Raw genomic sequence first — 18,326 nt, 5'->3', positions numbered from 1 at the left:
CGATGAAGGGCGGGTAGAAGCGATAGAGCGAACGGTCTCATTCAGGGTAAGAAGGCCTAACGCTAGTGATAGCAAGGGAAGGGGGTGTAGAATACCGATCATTCAGAACGATTGACCTCGCTCGGTCAGCTGGAGCATCACTCCACCTGACACTCACTCTAGGTCCATTGCGGTTCTGGTTAATCCGGAGGTTACATAAAACTTCGTCAGACTAGAGTCATAACTTCTAGAGAAGTTACTTTAGGAGTCTCACGACCTCTCGTCCGTGTCTGCGGCTGTTCCGTCCATTTTCGCATAATCTCGTCTTCTCCCCCCGCCCCCTTCTCACGGTTTTACACATCGATGACGGGGGGAGAGGGTCCCGGTTTCTGGCCTCGTCGAGCTCGTTCTCACCTTGGGTTAACCGGTGCAATGTACTCGTTCTTCCACGAATCGCCCACTCGCCACTGCCAGTAGTAGTACCGGTAACTTCTCTCTCCGGTCTGCTTCGTTGTCTTCACCGTGATGTAGGCCCCGCTAGCAGGAACATCATCGTAGTCCTTCGGATTTGTCGAGATTTCACGTTCTTCCAGGTCCTCGAGGTCCTCCTCGTCGACTTCTTCTTCAGCCCGTCGACGTTCGAGTTCATCTTGGCGTTGCTGCCGTTTCCATTTCCCCAACTCGGTCGCGTACGACGCAACCTCTTCGAGTCGCTCCGACGATTGCTTCTCCAGTGGCTCGCGAAGATACTTCGGAAGATCGGGCGCTGGTGGTTTCGTTGACTCATCTTCTCCCATAGTTACCCCACAGTGGGCGATAGATATCAATCTGTGGGGTAACTCAAAGTCGCTCTCTCAGGTCCAAACGAAGAAGCTCTCCCCGGTGACGCAGGACCTGTAACTACAGTACTTCGACGAGATAATCAGATGCACTTGATTCGAGCGCGTCGACATAATCGTCGTACGAAAAAACAGGCGCATTTGTGGAGATGGTTCTCGAGCGGAGTCTGAATTCGTCTAACACCCTCGATTGTTCTGATCCTCGATCTCGATGTCCTGGGAAAACCAGCGCTCCGTCAGTCTCCATCGCAAGAATATAGGAGGTCAACTGGTACACGTCTCCAGATGAAACAGAACCTGTCTTCCATTTCGCGTCTATAACCGTAATCGGGGCTCCTTCGCGATCTCTGACGACGACATCAGGACGCATCGAGACGGCATGTGGTCCATCTACGATGTTTTGAATTGACGCTTGCCCTTCCACGACCAAATCACCGTGTTCCTTCGCTGCCGCCCGAAATGCCCGTTCTACGATCCGTTCAAAAATATAATTCATATTCACGAAGAGAGCGAGTGACCGCTGTGATCCAGCACTAACATCCTCGAAGAAATCACGTGTCAAAACAGTCCGAGTCAGGTCTACCAGAGTCTCGTAATGGTCATTCAGTCGCGACAGCTCGATTCGTTCTACTGCCTCCACTGAGACTGACGAAGGGGTTACAAACTGCCGGAGCCGCTGCTCCTGAACACGGAGACTGCTGCCGAGGTCTGTATCTCGAACCAACCGTGTGAGGACTCGAGTCGCTGTGAGTACAGCACGATTCAATTCAGAATCCGCCGTGAACTCATCGTGCTCGATCGCAAAGTCCGTTGGTGCACTTATCGATCGCCGGAGCTGTCGTTGGACGTCAATTCGACCGGTGACGTGCTCTCGAACCGAGCTCGTCCTAACGTATTCCCGATGCAGTCCTCGGTCGAGAACAGTCCGTAGCTCACTGAGGAACAATACAGCGATTGCATCGAAAAAGGTCGATGCAGCACTAAACTCTGTCTCGACATCAATTGACTCGACAGGGGTATCGAAGGCATATTGCAGTGCCCAGAGTAGGTTAGTGACGGACCGTTTCGGTGTTACCTCCACCTGCGTTCCGCTTGGGAGGGTCAACACACCAACATGCGAGCCCGTAGAAAGTACCGCTTGTCCCTCGCTTGTATATGATATGGAGAGCGGTGCTGGCGTACACTCCTCCTCAAGTTGTTCTAGAAAGGCAATATCTTCTTCACCAATCTCAAATGGAATTGTTTGGTCGTGTTCCTCTAGCGAGATCGGGTCTGACGGTGGAACCGTTTCATCCTTCGATGTAGAGTCAACTACGGGTCCGAAGTGGCTGACAGCAAACTCACTCATCTTGGTTTGCCGCCTGTTGAGCGAAGGACTGGAGCCCCTCAACCAATGCGTCCATCTCTTCGTCGGTTAACGTGGTGACATCGAGCGTCGGTGATTCGAACTCTTCCTCATCAGGATTCCATGAGTGTGCATATCCGTCGATTTCATCAAATACGGATGCAGCATCATCTATGAATTCTGGAGTGAGCGAATTCTCTTCGCGACCCGAAAGCCAATCCCATCGGAAATCGATTTCCCCGTCCTGATTGAGTTGAATCACGCCGACACCAGGATCAATGTCGTCGGTTTTGAGCTGGGCTGTTGGGAATTGATCTCCCCGGCCAGTATCAACCCATCCAAGGTCCTCACCGATGGCCAACAGCCGTTCGACCCGTTCTGCGGCTTCCGAATTCAAATTGCTTCGTATACGCTCTCGAAATGCTTCCTGTGTCTTCTCGCCGGCAGCCCAGGAATCCTGAGCCTCGACCGATGTACCGTCTCCGTCGGAAACGACTACCTCTGATGTATCAATAAGCGGGATCGGGTCGCTGATTCGCGCAATCTGGCATAGCGCGATATACAACGACTCGGCATCGAATGACCGAATCTGTTCTGTCTCCCAATCGATGAGGCGTTCGCCGGTTTCGGTGAGAAGGTCGTTCTGAAGCCGGTCGAATTGGCCGAAATAGTACTCCTCCAGTTGCGGAAGGATATCGTACCGCCATGCGTCGACGACGTCTATTGCTGAATCATGTCCAAGCAAGTAGGTGTGACCGAGCTGCTTGCCTTTCCCAAGCTCAGGTGCATGCAGAATCCGCTTATTCAGCTCCGATATCGCCTCTACACTTGCGCCCAACAATTGTTCTCTGCGAGAGCCTGCAGCGCCTGGCTGCGTCACTGCAACGGTCGGTGAGTTCGTCTCCATGTTGTATTCCTGCCAGACCACATTGAGATCCGGAGGGAAATCCACGAACCGGAAGCGCCGGCGAAGTGCTGTATCTACCAGCGCAATCGACTGATCGGCTGTGTTCATGGTTCCAATCACGTATAGATTAGGCGGCAGCGAGAACTGTTTACCAGAGTGAGCCAATGAAACCTCAAAGCTCCCGCGTTTGTCTGCCTCAAGTAACGTGATGACCTCTCCGAACACTTGGGCGAGATTCCCGCGATTGATCTCGTCGATGATGAGAACATACGGGGGTGCGGATCCAGACTCACTAAATCCGTCCGAGGCCGAGGCGGACTCCTGTGCTTGGTCGTACGCTTTTTGAGCCCGTTCCGCGACACGCTTCAACACCCCGTCTTCGATCTGGTACTGGACGTCGCCTCCTTCTGTGGCCTCAGCAGTCAGCCCCTCAATGAAGTCTTCATACGAGAACGAGGGATGGAACGTTACGGACGCAACCTGCTCATCGCGCGGCTTCCCGTCGCTCTGGTTGAACACCCACCAATCGGCAAAACGCTTCGCCTCGAACGTCTTACCCGTTCCCGGTGGTCCATAGAACACGACCTGCTTTGCAGACTCCAACTGTCGCGTTACCGTCTCAACCACGTCTTCTGGCGGCCGTTCTGGTGGGTCAACACTCTGAATCTCATTCAACCGATAGTACTCCGGCAGCACTTCGTCGAATTTGTCGATCAAGAGATCCAGCGTCAGCGCGTCGGTTTCGGTGATGGTCTCAATATCGACTCGGTCTTGCCATCCATCTTCACGTAGTTCGTCTCCAACGTACAACCCGTACCGCACACCGTCCCACTGAATCCCCATGAACAACTGGTACGCGTTGCCCTTGCTCCCACGGCTTTCGGGATAGATCGCAAACCAGGCGTCGTCACTAAGGATATTTCGAGGGGCGAGGAAATCGACGACGTGAGCCATACTTTCGTCAATTCCCACCTCCTCAATCAGAGCGCTCGTAATATCGTCTAAATATGCACTGACACGCGGGCGGAAATAGTCGAAGTACAGTTGACCGAGAACGCTGAATGAATCGAACGCCCGCATGATGTCAGTGTCATACTTTGTATTCTCTTCATCCACGAACGTCTGCAGATCTTCTTCTGACAACGAACCCTGTTGCCGGATCCTTTCCAGTGCGCTGAACCGGATCTGATTGACTTTGATATCACCCTCGTACTGAGCGTGCTTCGTCTCCAGGTATTCTCCAGGAAGGCGATGGATTGCTGGTATTAGTCCGACCTCGTCAGGATTGTCGATATCTGAATCAGCAGAGCTTTCGAGCTGCTCTGAGCCAGAAAACAGCGTCTGGTCGTACTCATGCAACTGCTTCGAAAACCGCCACAACCAGCGTAAGAAGAACGTTCCAAGTGGCTTCGGTACAGGTTGTTGTGTGATTCGGTGGAGAAACCCCTCAAATTTCTCTTGATCAATATCTCTGCTGTACTGCTCTTCGAGATTTCTGGCTAACCGCTTGGTAAATTCGTTGTAGAGCTCTCTCTTTTCATCGCCGGACAAGGACTCCAACGTCTCTTCTGGTTGTGCCATTAATGACTCTTCACGGGCAGGCCACCAGTCAGCAAAATACCGGATCAGCGCTTCGAGCGCTGTCTCATCGTACCCCTTGTTGGACGAACGCGCCGCAGGTGGAACCGCTAGATACGCATCCTTCAGTGCCTGCGTATCGAACACGAACCCCTGAATTTTGAGAAAGCTCGACATCTACGGATGAGATGATACCCTACTCAAATATCAGTTTCGCTACTCATAATCTCCCGAACAGGGTCTCGTTGGCTAGAATATCTCTTCAGGGAATGAGGGCATATTCGCTCTCACAAGAGTTACCCCACGAATCAGAACTTGTTTGGTTTTGTGGGGTAACTAACCGCAATGGAATCTCTGTTTTCCTCGACTAAATCTCACTGGAACCCGACGGCAGAATCGTCGTCTGATGCAGAATCGGTCCAGTCGACATCGCCAGAACCGACTTGTGGAGTTCGGTTAGTGGAGGATGACCTACTGGTCACATCGAGGTCCTCGACGCTCGGGAAGTCTTCTAGAGAAACCCCGTCGGCATCTCGCGTCGCCGCACTCCGCTTCGCTTTCGTGACGATTTCTTCGATATCTGCACCACTGAGACCGCGACTCCGCCTTGCGAGATCTGCAAAATCATCGCCCGAGAGGTCGTGCGGAACCCCCTGTAGTTTCGACTGGAAAATCGCGTGACGACTCTCCTCTTCGGGAAGATCAATCTCGATATGCGTGGCTAATCGTCCTGGTCGAAGAATCGCTGGGTCGATGTCTTCGGGGCGATTCGTTGCTCCGACAACGATGGCTGTCCGATCGTCTGCAGTGAGGTGGACCAGAAGTTCGCTCGTAATCTTCCGGTCTTCAGCGTGAGCTCCGCCGGCGCCGACATCGCGACCACCGAGGAGATGTTCAGCCTCGTCGAGGAAGATCACACATGGGCCAAGCGACTCAGCTTCTTCGAACAACTGGCGAACTCGTTGCGGACCCTCGTTGATCCATTTACTCGTGATGTCAGCAGGACCTAACTCGACGAACGGGACAGCGAGTTCTCCTGCTAGCGCTCGAGCAAACAGAGTCTTCCCAGTTCCTGGTGGTCCGTGGAGGAGAATCCCTCGTGATGGCTCGATTCCGAAACGGTCGAAGCGTTCGTCACCCTGGGTCGCTGCATGAATTGGTTGTAGAACCTCGTCTGTGAGCCGCTGCTTGACTTCGTAGTAGCCCCCAACGTCGTTGAAGCCAATCTCTGAGTTCATCCAGTCGTACTCGAATTCGTCGGTAGCTGCTTTCGCTGGTGCCCTGGAGGTCTGGGAGTGACGTTGAGTCTTGTCTGAGCTGGTAACATTCGACGAGTCCGGCCCATCCCGAGCTGTCTCACCCTCTCGCTGGATCTGTCTGAACTTGTCGTAATCGACGTTCGGCGTTACATGACGGCCAGTAGCGTAGTGGTACCCGTTTTCTCCTCGGGGATTGTAGTACATCGCCGAGACGATAGAGGCAGAAACAACCAATACGAGAGCCGCCTGTATCCGAACGTCAGCTGGAACGACTGCCGAGAAGAATCCAAACTGGGGAACTGGAAGAGAAGAAGCAGCCAACGACACAGCCTCTGCAGAAAGCAACAGGACGACGAATATCTCATACACGAGTGCGAATGGGAAGAGTCCGATGACACCTACTGATTTGAATAGGGGAAGGCCGAATCCACCTGCGACATAGACAATCAGGATCCCGAGCCCGAGAGCCACTATAGCATTCGGTGGCAGATCGAGCCAAGGGGCCACTATCCACATGTGGATAAGCGCCAACGCAGACCAGGCGAAAATAAAGAATAGCCTGTATATGCTCCGCTTCTTGTGATCTCGCTCCATGACTCGGTAGGTCACGTACTCGATAGTGGCGAATATACCGAGGAAGATGATTACGGAGAGTACGGTGTTGAGGAGTTTCATCGGCTCACGAGGGGTCCCTCTGTAAACTGAGTACGTCACCGAAGACGTACTCATAGGCTTCTACACACACTCTATGCCGTTACTACGCTATAACATCTCGCTCCGTAGGGAGGTGGTCGGGTCGTAGTCCCAGGCGCAATTTCACAGCGTCTCTGATTGCTCACCTCCACTATCATTCTCCCACGGAGGGTCGGAGGCTTGATTCGGCCCCTCTCTTTGGGCTGCCCAGTCGATGTCTGCCTCACTTGCTGAATCAGCCAACTCGTCGTTTCCAGGGCCGATGAGGTGTTTTCCACCCCGATTTCCCATATTGTACGCTGCGTATGGGCTTCGCGTCATTGCCCCTGCGAAGACGATTCCGCTTGCCTTTCCGGCCTTAACTCCTGTCTTCCCAACTTGCTTGCTGGCTCGACCGGTCGTGATCGCAGCTCGTCCTGGAGCTTTCGCCGCGCTCTGTGCAGTCCGAAGTCGTTTCACACTCCTAGCCGACTTGGAGGCGTCATCTCTGAGCGCCGCAGCCTGCTGACCGAAGTTTTGGGCTCTATCGTTAATGTCGATGGTTGTACTCCCGCCAGATGTGGTCTCGTAGGTCACCTTGCCCTCAGCATCGGGAGTCACAGTGGAGACTCCAGTCGCTGGCTCTTCAGCACCAGTCAGAATCCCCCGACTGGAAGCCTCTGTGACATCGAATTCGCCATTTTGGTAGGCCTCAGTCAGGAAGTCGCGGTTCGCATCGGCCTCATCGGCGGCAGCAAGATTCTGACTGATCGCTCTTCGATGACTGTCGATGCTCTCCGACCCAATTGCCTTACGAGCGCTACCTAATCCACCGCTCTTCGCTTTTGAACCCAGTCTCTTTGCGGCAGAGCTAGCCCGATTTGCGTGTGAACGCGCGGTGTTTACTCCTGGGGCACCAGCAACAAATCCAGCTGCAGAGTCTTTTCCTCTTGAGAACAACCCTGGTGCTGAATCGACACTGTCCTCAACGGCCGATTCTCGAGCACCCAGCGCATCTGAGATACTACTCCGCATCGTGCCGCCGACGGTCGAGTTCCCGGTGGAAGCAGATGGATCCGACGCGGTCCCTCCGCTTCCAGCGGCACCGGCTCCGCCACTACTTGCCCCGCCGGCACTCCCACCACTCGCTGCTCCAGATCCAGAGCTGGAGGCACTGCTGACAGCCGCCGACCCGGCTCCCGCGCCGACAGCGACTGCACCGACGCCGGTGGCTGCGATTGCGGCGGCCACAGTCATGGTGAATGCGGCGTCGACGCCGAGCGGCTGGCCTGCCCAACCGATGGTCTTCCAGATCACGACGAACAGGATGATCGGGAAGATCAACGCCAATGCTGCCGAAACGTAGAAGTCGGCGACGTCGCCGGTCGCGGAGATACCACCGGTCGCGATGACGTTGAAAACACGCATCACCAGGGCGATGATCGGACCGACGAGCAGGGCGTAGACGCCCATTCGGAGCCACGTCGCAGCGAAGTTGCTGATCGCCTTCATCGGCCCCCAGTTCGCGTACCACAGGACGGCGAAGAAAGGCGCACCCACGGCGACCGTAACGACGATGAACTGCCGGAGGACCAGCAGAACAGACGCAAGGATCGTCGCGATGAGCATCAGCGGCACTGCCACGAGAAGCGCGACCACCTCGACGCCAAGTCCGAGCGTGGATCCCCAGCTCCCGCCGAGGTCGGCGTTGAACGTGAGGACGAACGTCGCTGGTGCAAGCGCATTCGTGACCGCGTTCGAGGCTTCGATGAGGAACCCGAACAGCGGCTGCGAGATAGCGATGAAGAAGATGACGGCGACCACGCGGGCCACCATGTTCCAGAGCGAGGCTTCGCGGTCCTGACTGAACGGCATCGCGATCAGTCCGGCGGCGATCAGAATCGGGAGAAGTGCGATCGAGAGACGGAAGACGTCGTCCCAGGCGGTCGTGACCTGGGTACTGGTCATGATTGCTGGATCGATGTTCAGCAGTGGCTTCAGCCCGAAGTTGAACATGAAGTTGATCGCGCTCACGAGCATCGAGCGGATGAACTCGAAGAGTGCCCGAGCAATAGCGTCGGGAATCCAGCCGAGGTCTAGGAGGTCACCCATCGGCCAGATCCTCGATGTCGTCGACGCGTCCGCTCGTCTGAATCCCGTAAGCGGTCGCCAGTGTATGGAGTGACGAGTTCATGCCTCCTCCGGGGTGTTTCCGTTCTCGCTCGACCCGGCTGGAGCGTCCGGGTCTACGTCGCTGGCGTCTATCGATGGTTCGTCGATCTCGACAGAGAGACCGTCGTCGAAATCAGCTTCCATCGCCATCTGGAGGTCCATGTCTCGATTCATCACGTGGGGCAGGTCGGTCATGTCGAGGTCCTCGTGGAGTTCGACGTTTCGAGCGTGGCCCTCTCCTTCGACGAGATCGACGCCTTCGACGCCGGCGAGCCAGTCCCACGGGTCTAGCGCGTCGTCGAGAACCGTGTGTTCGAACGGCCCGCTCCGAATTTCGAGACGGCGTCGACCGTGGACACTCGTCGCGAGCAGACACTCCGAGTAGTCGGAGTCCTGTCCACGCGCCGCCGTCTGGATGAATCGGATTTCGTCGGCGGACAGCCCGTAGTACTCGGCGGTCTCCTCGGAGACGGACTCGGCGTAGAACAGGCACTTCACGTCACAGTTCTCGTACACCTCACGGCGTTCAGGCGTCCGAACGAACTCGTGGGCTGTCTGGCTCATCAGCGTTAGACCCGCCTCGTAGTGGCGGGCGTGCCGGATGTAGAGGTTGATCAGGTCGCGTGCAGCGGGCCGTCCCAGAAGGTAGTGCGCCTCGTCGAAGGTCACGTCCACCTTGTACGGCGAGCGCTTGGCCTCGAGGTACGCCCATGAGAGCATCGCGTGGAGGATGAGCGGCATCTCGCCCGTGTCTGCGAACGAACTCATGTCCATCACGACCAGTCGAGAGGAGAGGTCGAGGTTCGTCTGACCGTTCAAATTGTGGTTGATACCGCCGGGCTTGAACGACTCGAACTTCGGTTGGAGCGAGGTCGCAAGCGCGACGTGATGCTCGGTCGGGGAGACGATTGTGTCCGAGAACGGGACACCCTTCGCAGCTGCACTGCTGTCGGATTCATCATCAAGTTCGTCACCGAACACACCGAGCGCTCGGAAGTGTTCCACCTCTTCGTCGTCGATAACGCCGGCGTCGGTCGCGGCTTCGATACCGCCGGCTGCGATGACGTTCACCCCTCGGATCAGGTCGTCGATGACTGGCGACTCGTTGCCGTAGGTGTCGAACTCTCCGAGGATGATCCCCTTCGAGAGATACGCGTAGTGGGCTGCCTGAATGAGGATGCCCTCCTCGCCGGCGGACATCCCGTCACGCTGTTCGAGGTGCGTGTTCAGCATCTCGATGACAGACCGAATCGTGAGCGCGTACGTATCTTCTCCGCCCTCGTATTCGGCCTCAGCAGGCGGCGAAATGTCCAGCGGGTTCACCGTGTAGTTCCCACCGAAACGGATTACCTCGCCGCCCAGCGACTGAGCGAAGCGTGGATAGTCGTCGCCAGCAGGGTCGAACAGGATACACTGGACGTTCGGGTCGCCGAGCAAGCGACGGTAGATCTCCATCTTCCTGAAGTAGGACTTCCCGGACCCCGTCTTCCCCGAGATCGCCATGGAGTGTCCCGATAGCGCGTAGCGGTCGAGGATGACCGGGCGCTTCGTATCGTCGAACCCGAACAGGACGCCCTCCGGGTCGTAGATGGACGGCTCGACCAGGTTGAAGAACGTCCCCAGCGCTTCGAGCTGGATCGGATGGGTGTTGTTGATCGTGTCGGTCGCGAGCGGCGCGACGGAGCCCATCGCGTCCAGTTGTTGGTGCTTGACTGGACTGAGGTCGACGTCCTGCTCGGCGAGGATGGCTTCGACGCGGTCGAGCATCTCGTCCAGTTCGTCCTGGGTGTCCGCGACGAGTTCGAGATAGATTGAGACGTCGTAGAGCTTGGTCGTTCCTCGAATGGTGTTCTGGAGAAGGCGTTCGAGGTCTTGCCGTTCGAGTTCGTCCTGATAGGTGTCCGTCCGACCGCGCTTCTGCTTCACCGCGACCGAAGTGACGGCCTGCGTGTACCGCTTCTGGAGCTGTCGACGAACATCCTTCGCGGCTCGTGGTCGAACGTGCAACGAGAGTCGGAGGTCGACATCAGCGAGCGTGAGGGGAACGAGCCAGCCCAGCCCCACCTTCCGCGGGAACGAGGTGACCGTCAGAATCTGTGAGATCCGGTCGTCGCGGATTTGGAACTCCGGATAGTCATGGACGACTCTCGGTGCGATGAGTCGCTTGTCGAGTTCCCCGCGCTCTTTCATCGTCTCCATCGGCGTCGCGAGGTCGACGTCGTCCGCCTGGAGCTGGTAGGCCGCCCACTCGATGTTCTCGGTCGTCGTCTCCTTACCGAGGAGATTCAGGTAGTCGAGAGCGTGCTGTGTTTCTTCGCCCGACAGCCCATCTATCGGGAGCCGTTCGTCGCCGTCTTCCGGTGAATCGTTACTGAACGCTTGCGTGATTCGATTGATCATCTCTGGACCTCCAGCCCCGGTCGAGCCAGAGTAACCGCCGCCCGGTGAAGCCCGGGTCGCTCAGACATCTGCCCCTTCCGTCGGAGAATCGTTGCCTCGACTCTCGTCCGTCGGCTCACTCATCTCCTCGAAGTGTTCGAGAACGTTTCTGCGACCGCGAACGGCGAGGCCGACACCGACGACGAGGAGCAGCAACCCGACTGCATACACCTCGACGACGAACGCCGTCGACGCCGTCGGCGTACTATCCCACTGGAAGGGATACGCCTGGCTGAACAGGTAGACTGCCACAGCGGTCACGCCGACGCCAGCGAAGCCCACGATGGTCGCACGCTGGCTCGATGGAAGCAGGACGGCAAGACTCAGAAGGAAGGTCGGGAGGCTTCCCGCTGCAAGGCCGAACGAGGCCTCGCGGACGAACCAGTAGGACTCACTTCCAGGTTGACCGCTCCCGAGGAACGTCCCGAGCGCGATCACTGCGAACAGGAGGCTCGCAGCGAACAACCCTACGCCAGCGTACACCGACAGCGGGGAGCGGTAGTTTTTCCCTTGACCGATGGGACCGACGGCTCTGGCGTACCACGCGAGTATCCGTGAGTTGTCGACCTGTTCGACGTACTCCTCTTGGACCCGACCACCATACGGGAGGTCGCCCGTCGTCTCCGGACGCGGATCGGCGTCCTCGTCTGGTTCGAGCAGTGCCTCTTCTTGATCGGCGCTGTCAAACGCCGCTTCCAGATCTAACCGCTCACCAGTCGCTGGATCGGTCAGCGTCTTCTCATCGGGTTGGGTGAAGACGCTATGCTCGAAGGAGATTGGTGCCTCCTGTCCTCGATAGACCTGGTAGAGGACGTCTAGAACCTTCGCTCTGTCATCGAGGATCGTGGTTTCGACGCGAGTCCGGGGGAGCTGTGAGGCGACTCGCTGAACGCGAGCCCAGACCTCGTCGAGATACGGCTCTTCGTCATCGACGTTCTTCGCACCGCCTCCGAACGGGAGGGCATCCGCAATCGCGTCGAAGCGACCGCCCTCGTCGTCTTCTCCCTTCATAACCGCGACGGCAACGAAGAATCGACGATCTCTGACGTTCGCGAGCGCAATCGTTCGGTCGAGCCACTCCGCGTGAGCAACGCGTCCGTACTCGAGGAGCGCAGAGTCAGCGACGTGATCAATGTGTGTCTGCGGAGCCACGTCCGCCGTAGCGACGCCACCGTCAGTGGCGGGGCCCTCGACGACCTCGTCCGGGGCCTCATCATCATCCTCTGCTGGGATGGCTGTCGGTTGTCCGGTTGGCGCGCCCAGTGCATTCGGGCCGATGAAGCGTTCGAGGTAGCGGTCGCCGTCGAACCGGGTCGTCAGCGTCAGGAACTGTGTCGGAAACTGCAGCCCACGGAGGAACGTCATGTACGAGATGTACAGGCTGGTCCGTCGCTCTTCGGAGAGCGTCAGCCACTCGCGGGGCTCGATCTCGATGAGCATCGTGTACGCCGTGGGCGTCTCGATAACGCCGCCATCTCGGACGTTCTCGAAGTTCAGTAGGTCAAGCGTCGACTGCTCGCCACTGCCCACGCTACTCTGGAGATTCATTGCTCCTCCTCCGTCGACGAACCATCCAGATTGGGTCGCGTTGCGTCGAGGACGCCCTGATAGGCGAGGTCCGCTCCGCTAGTCTTCGCAGGGTACTCTCCCCAACCTGGAGGTCGCGGTTGGGTGAGCCACTCGTCTTGCGTCACGCCGATACCGAGATCGCCGTGTTCCGGGTCGGGATGACGCCAGACGTAGACGTTCGACCCCGTCTTGAAGTGAAACACCGCATGAGCGTATCGTAGGGGACGCTGTCCGGGCGGTGTCTTCATGAAGATCAACCCGCCGATTCCGATGCCGACGACGAACAGCGGGAACGTGAACAGCAGTGGGAAGCCAACCGTATAGAGAACGGCACACGGCGCTAACGGGATTGCCAAGGATTCGGCGAGTCGCTTCACCGAGAAGCCGAGGAACTTCGACTCCAGGAGGTTGCTCGCGACGGGCACAGGATCGGGCATCTACTCGACCTCCTCGCCGTCACAGAGTTCTGCTTCGGTCGGAAGCACACCGCCCGCTTCCAGCCGTTCAGCTCCTTTGATCAGCATCCCGCGCCAGTTGACCCCGTGGCGCTCACGAACCGCGTCTAACTGTTCGAACTGCTCGTCGTCCTTGATGATGATCCGTGTCGACTTCATCGCTCGACCTCAACTGGACTGAACTCGTCGACCGATGGGCGTTCGTGACGTGCTCCGGTGTCGAGCGTTCGCAGTGACCCTCGAGAATCGAACAGCGAAGAAACCGGGTTGTGGTCCTCAGCAGAGCTACCTGGACCATCATGCCTGCTGGACTCCGTGAGTTCCTCTCGCCTTCGCTTCTCACGCCCGTGTGACCGTACCGACCCGTGGCCCTGGAAGGGTTCTGTCGAAGCTTCACCCCTCTTCTGATCGGTGAACCAGATCTCCCGACCTTCGAGTCGCTTGGCTCCTTGAATCAGCATGCCCCGCCACTGCACGCCGTACTTGTCTCGGATCGTTCTGAGTCGGTGGTACTCTGTCTCGTTTCTGAACCGGATCTCGATTTCAGGCATTCTCAACTCACCACCCTCAGCTGGCACACTCGGCGAGCGAGCCGTCACTCAGGAACGAGAGTTCGAATGCAGTCACGACTGGTAGCATCGTGCCGGTGGGGAGCGACAGGACTGCCCCAGTTGTGGGTACTGTTTGGTAGTGCATCACACCACTCCTCGGCGAGGAACCCATTTGTTTATTTCAGGAATGCGTATGACGTAATACTGCGTACAGCGCACTGTTGCGGCAGGCGCAAGCGTTCGGTTTCTGCAATAATCCGATTGCCCTGATGGGCTCTAATCATGATGGGGTAAGAAGGGTATCTCCAATACTGCTCTAGTATAGATGACAGAGAACCTGGTGGATTGATAATCACGCAATCAATCTTGAAACCTATGCGAGAAAAGTGGGACCCTATATTTACTTTTCAACACAGTGGACAGACCAAGGCGGAGCAACTTGAAAACAACACGACAAAAGGTCTTCTGAAACTGCTGCAAGATACCAACCCAAGAGTGTTGGCTGACTTTCTGTCTCTATTCGTTGGCGATTTTCAGATGTCTCCTTCAGTATTTGATGTATATGAGGATGCAGAACAAGTCCCTGATGAGAGGACACTTAGGACTCAACCCGCAGGAGACCCTGTTACATTTCATACACAGCGGGGTATCGATTCGGTTGATACAGCTTCAGAAAAGGGGTACGTTCTTGGCATCTCTCGAATGGGGGGAACGATAGATAACGAGGATAAGGTTAAGGACTTCAACATTCCTGACGGAATCATTGATGTCCCACACCGTAATGGCTCTTCAATCATTGTTCTGGAGGTGAAAACAGGAGCCGATAAACTCACTGAGGACGAGCTGAATCGATATGCCCATTCCCTTGATACGGACGACACAGAAAGATTGGAAATCAAGTGGAGACGTATCTACGATTTCTGTCTCTCACTCTTTACTGATGCCTCGTTATCCAAATTAGATCGATATCTTCTAGCTGAATATGCACGGTATCTGGAATATGAGCAGCTAGAGATGGATATCTCTGACTACAATCCCGACTCTGGGCACCGTAAACTACTGCAACTCAAAAGACTGAACGGTGACTCCAGCGTATTTGAGGACGGGAAATTGGGACTTCGAATTCGATGGACTGACGAAAATAGTAATAAGACCTCAAATTTTGGCTGGATAAGTGCTGAGTATTTTTCGTCACTACTCGGAGCCATCCCGGAGAGCATTCGAGAGATGACGTTTTCAGGAGAAGAAGTCAATTATGAACCACTAATCGAGTGGGTGTATGAGGAGTATCCTGAATTAGAAGCGAAGGAAGCTCAGCACGTGTACGTTCCTGAACGGGGAGCGGATATCTTCAAGAACCTGCCGGGTGAGAGTACTCGTCACCTACAGTTTCGATGGACTAGGGACGATGATGGAGAGTATTATCATGAGCATCCGAATCTCCGATTGTATCGAAAAGGGGCAAGTTGTCCCGACCTGGCCCCGGACGCTTTCGAGGAACTGTTCGAGGAGCTTGATGCGGAGGTCCGAGAGAAAATGTTCTGTGGTGAAATCAATCTCAGGGCAGGGTGGAGATCCTATCTACGGAGCTAATCATTCCTGCGTACAGCGCACTGTTGCGGCAGGCGCAAGCGTGCGGCTTCCGCATTCTTAGAGGACTTTTCTCGCGGTACAGCCTCCTCGATAGCGACGACCATGCTGACACCTCACCAGTTCCACCTCTTGCTGCCGTTCGCTGGTGGCTTCCTTGAGCGCCTGCCTGACCTGCTGCTCCCCGTTACAGGGCCACTGACGATTCCAATCGAACGATTCCACGTCGCTGGTGATGTCTTGGGCTCGTTCACCGACCTCGGATGGCTGTCTCTCTTCGTATTCCAGCGGTTGCGTCCGGAGACAATCCTCGCAGTCGTGGATTTCAGTTCGATGCTTGACTTCCCACCGTGGACGGCGACAGTATTCGTCTACGCTGGTCTCGTCCTGTTGGTCCTGGGCGTGATGGCCTGGCTCGGGAGCCACAGCCTCTATCGCCGTGCCTGGGGTCGAAGACTCGCGATGTCAGGCGGCGGGCTGTTCGTTGTTGGGACCGCTTTCGGGACGTTCGTGGACCTCCTGCAGTATGTCCTCGGATAAGTCTCGTGAGGGCCGCTCGTCCCTCTCAAAACCACGCCGAGTAGCTCGATTCACGAAACGACTACCTCGAACTCCCGTTCGTCTCCCTGTGACACTCGTGAAGACACGGCTCGTCGTCGCCGGCGTCGTCTTCCTTCTCGTCTCCAGTGCGGTCATCGGGGCAGCGGCAGGCGATCTAATCATCCCCAGTCCAGAGCCGGGTGTCGAGAAGGACTACGACGACACCTTTCGGGTGTTGGCGAGTAACGATCCCGACCCAGGGCGGGGATCCAGTGTCGTTCAGGTCTACGAGTACGGCGAGAACGGAACGATCACCGAAGTGAACCGGACCGTCGTTACCCAGCCGGTCCAGCTCTGGGACTCGAACATCCAATCACGCGACGCACTGCTCATCGCGAACGAGTCCGATATGTACCAATCCGGACTCCACGGGTTCGTTCAGGTCCCGTACCGTGACCAGTGGACGACCCTCCGGGACTGGTGGGACGGCGAGTTCCGCATTCTTCCGATCTATACCGGCGACCCGAGTCGAGCCACGAGCAACGACGGCCAGTACACCGTTGAAGTCCGACACCCCAATGGCTGGTGGAACCCGGTCTACAATGCAGACGTCGAGCGCGTCGACGGAAACCTCACCGTCACGAATCCAGATGAGGCGCTCGTCCTCTCCTCGTACTATAGCACTGTGATCGAGCGGAAGATCCAGATCATCGAATCGCTCCTTCAGCACTCCGAGATGGCCCCCAGTGAGTCCGCAGCGCGAAGCACGTCCGTCGTCCCCACAGAGAACGGCATTGAGGTATTCCCAACCACTGACGGCGCGAACGTCAACCTCCAGTGGCAACCGGGCACTCATGCGCTCGTCCGCGATGCGTACGTTGGAAACATCGACGTCATTCCCGGTGTCTGGCACGACGGTCGGTACGTCACCCCGAGCTGGCAGCTCACCACCTACGTCCCGTGGGATTACCGGATTGAGGAGCCAGCCGATTACAGCGAGAGCGGAACCTGCACCATCACCCACCACCACAAGCAGGGCAACACGACGGTCACTCACAACCACACCTATCCCCTGACCCGCTGGGCCAACTACCAACTCATCGATTCGAACGCCTCGATTGTGAACGTCACAGCGGGGAACATCAGCCTCGACCGAACGCGACCGGGAATGTGGACGACGATGAACTACACGACCTCTCGACCACGTCGGCTCCCACCGGGGAACTACGACCTCTCCGCGACACTTCGAATAGAGGTCGAGATGGAGACTCACTACGGCGTCTCTAGCGCACAGTGTTCGGAGTGGAACAACCGACGAACGGTCAATCGGACGGTCGAACTCCAGTATTCGGTTCCCATCGAGACGGTCAGCAGCGACGATCTCTCCATCGACGTCCAGGTGTACGACCGACCGGGTCGAGACATCGTCGCCGTCAATTGGAGTGGCGAGCAGGGACTCGCAGCCGGCGCAGCTGCATGGGAAGACGTCGAAATACAGATCGGCGAAAAGACGATGTACGTCACGGCGCCGTGGCGATTCTACTCTGTCTCTCGGAATACGCACGTTGAAGAGCGGACCCAGGGTGGAACGACTCAGGTAGAAGCCTCCCACTCGTACAACGGGGCCTATCCAGCGATGCTCCGGTATCGGATGAGTCCCGGGAACGTGAGTGTCCTCGCGGAACAAACCGCAGACCAACGTATCTGGTGGGAGACGACGTACGTCGATCAGAACAGATCTGTTCCAGCGGCGTCGCTGCCGAGTACCATCGTCGCTCCGGAGAACGCGAAGCCGACCTATCTCTACGATCAGTACGCGGGCATCCTGAAAAGCCTGGATCGCACGATGGGCGAGACGGTGAGTGTTCAGGCAGGCGATGTCTGGGGACTTCCCGTCGATACCTCTGTGAGCGTCGTCCGCTATCAGGAGTCACGACTCACGGTGACGATGAACCACAGCGCTGGGACAGCCGAAGTGTTCCTCTCTGATACTGCCGGGAATCCGATCCCGAACCGACTGGTCAGTCTCGATGGAGCCAGCGTACAAAACGTGACGACAGATGCGAACGGACGAGCGACAGTTCCTCTCTCAGGGACGCTCGTCCGTGCTCACTTCGCCGGCGATGATTGGCGCGAGTCTCGGTCCCAGTACTACCTGGAGACCCACTCCTATGGCGTCTCGCCCACCTCGTTCCTTTCGGGGGCTACCGACCTCTTCGGCTACCTCAACGTCGCAATATCGAATACAATCATCTTCATTGAATGGCTCGCGCTCGGAATCTTCGCGCTGTTCTGGATGCGATTCATGCGCGAGAAGCCCGCGTGATAATGAATGCTGCTAGATAAGGGTCTCACGAATTACCTCTGACACATACGCCCGACTTGTCTTCACTATTCAGAACGCGACTTCTGTCATGGTCGGAGGGTTCAA

Annotated in this window: 14 protein-coding genes; 3 read left to right on the top strand and 11 right to left on the bottom strand. The window is 56.8% G+C overall.

Annotated elements, in window-relative coordinates; genetic code table 11:
* Positions 1-389 precede the first annotated feature (389 nt).
* The 11 genes from PSC72_RS24140 to PSC72_RS24090 all read right to left on the bottom strand — a co-directional run bounded on the left by PSC72_RS24140 (position 390) and on the right by PSC72_RS24090 (position 13,910).
* The gene (locus PSC72_RS24140; RefSeq protein WP_274326247.1) at positions 390-776 is read right to left on the bottom strand and encodes a hypothetical protein; all 387 of its coding nucleotides are present in this window, start codon (positions 774-776) and stop codon (positions 390-392) included.
* A gap of 103 nt (positions 777-879) precedes the next feature.
* Positions 880-2,166, bottom strand: coding sequence for an McrC family protein (locus PSC72_RS24135; RefSeq protein ID WP_274326246.1), 1,287 nt, complete (start codon positions 2,164-2,166; stop codon positions 880-882).
* Positions 2,159-4,825: an McrB family protein gene (locus PSC72_RS24130; protein ID WP_274326245.1), complete on the bottom strand. Its 2,667-nt coding sequence runs from the start codon at positions 4,823-4,825 to the stop codon at positions 2,159-2,161. The genes PSC72_RS24135 and PSC72_RS24130 overlap by 8 nt, the downstream gene beginning before the upstream one ends.
* Before the next feature lie 197 nt (positions 4,826-5,022).
* Complete coding sequence (locus PSC72_RS24125; RefSeq protein ID WP_274326244.1) at positions 5,023-6,582, bottom strand: ATP-binding protein; 1,560 nt, start codon at positions 6,580-6,582, stop codon at positions 5,023-5,025.
* Between the two features lie 141 nt (positions 6,583-6,723).
* Entirely contained in the window at positions 6,724-8,691 is a 1,968-nt protein-coding gene (locus tag PSC72_RS24120) for a hypothetical protein (RefSeq protein ID WP_274326359.1), read from the bottom strand.
* A gap of 78 nt (positions 8,692-8,769) precedes the next feature.
* Positions 8,770-11,151 carry a VirB4 family type IV secretion system protein gene (locus PSC72_RS24115; protein ID WP_274326358.1) on the bottom strand — a complete coding sequence of 794 codons (2,382 nt, stop codon included), beginning with the start codon at positions 11,149-11,151 and terminating at the stop codon, positions 8,770-8,772.
* A 60-nt stretch (positions 11,152-11,211) separates the two neighbouring features.
* Positions 11,212-12,630 carry a DUF7139 domain-containing protein gene (locus PSC72_RS24110; RefSeq protein WP_274326357.1) on the bottom strand — a complete coding sequence of 473 codons (1,419 nt, stop codon included), beginning with the start codon at positions 12,628-12,630 and terminating at the stop codon, positions 11,212-11,214.
* A gap of 104 nt (positions 12,631-12,734) precedes the next feature.
* The gene (locus PSC72_RS24105; protein ID WP_274326356.1) at positions 12,735-13,196 is read right to left on the bottom strand and encodes a hypothetical protein; all 462 of its coding nucleotides are present in this window, start codon (positions 13,194-13,196) and stop codon (positions 12,735-12,737) included.
* Complete coding sequence (locus tag PSC72_RS24100; protein WP_158598786.1) at positions 13,197-13,373, bottom strand: hypothetical protein; 177 nt, start codon at positions 13,371-13,373, stop codon at positions 13,197-13,199.
* Positions 13,370-13,765 carry a hypothetical protein gene (locus PSC72_RS24095; protein ID WP_274326355.1) on the bottom strand — a complete coding sequence of 132 codons (396 nt, stop codon included), beginning with the start codon at positions 13,763-13,765 and terminating at the stop codon, positions 13,370-13,372. The genes PSC72_RS24100 and PSC72_RS24095 overlap by 4 nt, the downstream gene beginning before the upstream one ends.
* 16 nt (positions 13,766-13,781) lie before the next feature.
* Positions 13,782-13,910, bottom strand: coding sequence for a hypothetical protein (locus PSC72_RS24090; RefSeq protein ID WP_255355561.1), 129 nt, complete (start codon positions 13,908-13,910; stop codon positions 13,782-13,784).
* A gap of 230 nt (positions 13,911-14,140) precedes the next feature.
* Between PSC72_RS24090 and PSC72_RS24085 the strand changes: the two genes are divergently transcribed.
* The 3 genes from PSC72_RS24085 to PSC72_RS24075 all read left to right on the top strand — a co-directional run bounded on the left by PSC72_RS24085 (position 14,141) and on the right by PSC72_RS24075 (position 18,221).
* The gene (locus PSC72_RS24085; RefSeq protein WP_274326354.1) at positions 14,141-15,358 is read left to right on the top strand and encodes a hypothetical protein; all 1,218 of its coding nucleotides are present in this window, start codon (positions 14,141-14,143) and stop codon (positions 15,356-15,358) included.
* Positions 15,359-15,460: 102 nt separating this feature from the next.
* On the top strand, positions 15,461-15,895 hold the full coding sequence (locus tag PSC72_RS24080; protein WP_274326353.1) for a hypothetical protein: 435 nt from the start codon (positions 15,461-15,463) through the stop codon (positions 15,893-15,895).
* Positions 15,896-15,983: 88 nt separating this feature from the next.
* On the top strand, positions 15,984-18,221 hold the full coding sequence (locus PSC72_RS24075) for an Ig-like domain-containing protein (RefSeq protein WP_274326352.1): 2,238 nt from the start codon (positions 15,984-15,986) through the stop codon (positions 18,219-18,221).
* Positions 18,222-18,326: the final 105 nt, after the last annotated feature.

Origin of the sequence: Halosimplex aquaticum (genome assembly GCF_028747785.1) — an archaeon.
Classification (GTDB): domain Archaea; phylum Halobacteriota; class Halobacteria; order Halobacteriales; family Haloarculaceae; genus Halosimplex; species Halosimplex aquaticum.
The sequence above is the reverse complement of the archived record's forward strand: the minus strand, read 5'-3'. Positions and strand labels throughout refer to the sequence as shown.